Here is a 2629-nt window from a genome sequence, read left to right as displayed (position 1 = left end):
TCTTCAACATCAACTACTCCAGTTTGGATCACACGTTTTACCCCAACTCTGTGTCCAGAAAAACCGGAGCCGCCGCAGTTGCAAGGCGAACCCTATGGCACGGTATCACGATTGCTATTGGATTATTGACTACGGCAAGACGAACGTCCTCCGCACCCTCTCGTCCTACGCCCAGCTTTATTGCGATCGACTGATATGGAACGGAGGTTCCGTACGGAATAGTGGAAACTACACTCCAAACCTGACGCTGAAAAGATGTCCCTCTGGAGTGAAATGGAAACGAGAACGACCTCCTGCGTCCTGCAAAGTATTCTCTCAGCTCGCCTTCGACGAGACCCCATAGTTTCTGACCCGATTGCTGGTTTGGAAGATCAGCCACCTCGCTAACTAAAGGTTCAACTATTTCCAAAGCGGTGACGTAATCATCTTCGATTCGCAGATTGACAGTGCCTAACGGGGTGGGGAGCGCGTAACCAGGAATCATAAAAAATTTCTCACCGCTTGCCTGTTTCAGATTGGATATTGCGCTGCTTACGCGAACTGCCTGCGCTATCCATTCTGCGGTGAACGCCAGATGAGGAGCGATGTAACTTTTCCAGACGCTAGCGCTGTGCCTAACAACACAATCGAACAGCCAACTATCGTCCAGACTGTCAGCGGCTCACGCAAAAATATGATGCCCCATATAACGCCGAACACAGGGATGAGAAAGGTAACGGATGCCGCATATGGCGCCCCGGCGTTCGCGACGAGCCGAAAAAACAGGACGTAGGCGACGGCAGTGCACAGTGCTCCGAGAGCCAATACTGAATACCAGGTCGACATCGGAATCCGATGTTGGGGCCAAAATACGTACGCAAATGGGGCGAGGACAAGAGATGCAAATAGCTGTGTGCCGAAAGCGGAGACGAAGGGCTTGACACCGACGAGACTACGCTTGGAATAGTTGACAGCAAATCCATAGGAAATTGTCGCGAGCAGGGCCGCTAGCACCGCTCCCGTTGATCCCGCTACTCCTGATCCCATCGCTTCCCAAGCAAGCACAACGACACCGAGGAACCCAATAACTAGACCAGTTCTTTGCATTTTTCGGACCGGCACGCCTAGCCAGAAGTACGCGATAGCTGCTGCCCACATTGGCGTAGTGGCATTGAGAATCGAATCCACTCCCGCAGTGACATACAACGTTGCGTAGGCTAGCAAGCAAAACGGCAGCGCTGAGTTTGTAACGCCAATGATAAAAAGAGGGCCGATATGCTGGCGGAATTGCTGGCGAGCTTCTTTCGACCGTAGAATCGGCAGTAAGAGGATAGCAGCGATGGACACTCTAAGCGCAATGAGTGGCACTGGCCCGATCTCAGACGCTCCCATTCTCATAAATAGAAAAGATGCTCCCCAGATAGCGGCAAGCACGCACAGTTCAAGAGCATTCATTTCGCACTCCTTTTTATTGCAAACTAAGTATTATTAGTGAAAATTCGCGTGACGCTGTTCAGGCGTCGATTGAAAATTCCGTCTGGTATTTATCCCAGAGATGTAAGACTGCATATGATTGCCATGGCGACCATTGATCCGAGGACCAGGTGGCAGCGGCACCAACAGAGGATGGCATCATCTTCTTCAGAACGCTGTCTCCAGAGGGGAAAGCGTTCGGCCAGCCTAAAGCCCGCATAGCGAGATATTGAACAGTCCACTCGCCTATACCACTGATTTCGCGCAGAGTTGTAAGAGTTTCATTCAGTGAAACATAAGACTCGAGGCGCAGTGCTCCGTTTACGATAGCCCGCGCCACTGATTGCAGGGTTCTCAGGCGCCGCTCCATCAGCCCGGTTCGAAGCAGGTCAGTATCAGCAATCTGTAGAAATTCTTCAGCGGTAGGAAAGGAAACCATATACTCGCTCCGTGGCCCTGGAGTCTGGCTGCCTGAAGCCTCACAAATACGCGCCAGAATGGCACGCGCAGCGGCCAAAGATATGGCTTGCCCGACAACCGCTCGAACGGCGATCTCAAATCCATCAAAAGCGCCTGGCACGCGCATTCCTGGCGTTTTCTGCGATAGCTCTCCAAGATGAGCGTCAATAACGTCCGGTCGCGCCTCGAGGTCGAAGAAACGCCTTACGCCGACCAATACTTGGGGCACTACGGCGCTCAGATCCGCAGACACGCTGACATGCAAATTATGCTGTTTGGGTCGGTGGCTAACCGTTATCCATCCCCTCCTCACAGCGTCGCCGGCTTTGATGGTCAAGACGCGCGTATATGTATCGTCCTTAAAAGCTTCGAAACCTTCGATGGCTCGATCTTTCAGAAACCGCAGCATTGATTCCCAAGCATATGGCGGGCGATATCCCATATCAAATTCGAGGCTATGCATCTCCTTTGACGGAGCTGTTTTTCTGATGCGCGTAGGTGCGAAGCCGTAACTTTGTTTGAACTGCTCGTTGAGGCTGCGCGCGCTTCCGAAACCTGCGGACAAAGCGACGCCGGTCACCGAAAGGTTCGTGTCAGTCAAAAGCCTTTTCGCGAGAAGCAGTCGTTGGGTCTGCGCAAACTGCGGCGGCTCCGGTTTTTCTGGACACAGAGTTGGGGTAAAACGTGTGATCCAAACTGGAGTAGTTGATGTTGAAGA

The 2629-nt window shown here is 52.3% G+C and carries 3 protein-coding genes; all 3 read right to left on the bottom strand.

Annotation, left to right across the window (positions count from 1 at the left end; genetic code table 11):
- Positions 1 to 37: 37 nt before the first annotated feature.
- A complete protein-coding gene (locus tag EVC45_RS48165) occupies positions 38 to 484 on the bottom strand; it encodes a methylated-DNA--[protein]-cysteine S-methyltransferase (protein WP_129964303.1) in 447 nt (148 codons plus the stop codon).
- Between the two features lie 65 nt (positions 485 to 549).
- On the bottom strand, positions 550 to 1434 hold the full coding sequence (locus EVC45_RS44115; protein WP_129964302.1) for a DMT family transporter: 885 nt from the start codon (positions 1432 to 1434) through the stop codon (positions 550 to 552).
- Between the two features lie 58 nt (positions 1435 to 1492).
- Positions 1493 to 2629: AlkA N-terminal domain-containing protein (locus EVC45_RS44110; protein WP_129964301.1), on the bottom strand; the 1137-nt coding region annotated here is incomplete at its 5' end.

The organism is Paraburkholderia sp. UYCP14C (assembly GCF_004197395.1).
Lineage (GTDB): Bacteria > Pseudomonadota > Gammaproteobacteria > Burkholderiales > Burkholderiaceae > Paraburkholderia.
The sequence above is the reverse complement of the archived record's forward strand: the minus strand, read 5'-3'. Positions and strand labels throughout refer to the sequence as shown.

What these genes read in the sequence shown, in the direction of transcription:
- EVC45_RS44115 (WP_129964302.1), bottom strand. Translation starts at nt 1,434, where the DNA reads ATGAATGCTCTTGAACTGTGCGTGCTTGCCGCTATCTGGGGAGCATCT.
- EVC45_RS48165 (WP_129964303.1), bottom strand. Translation starts at nt 484, where the DNA reads ATGATTCCTGGTTACGCGCTCCCCACCCCGTTAGGCACTGTCAATCTG.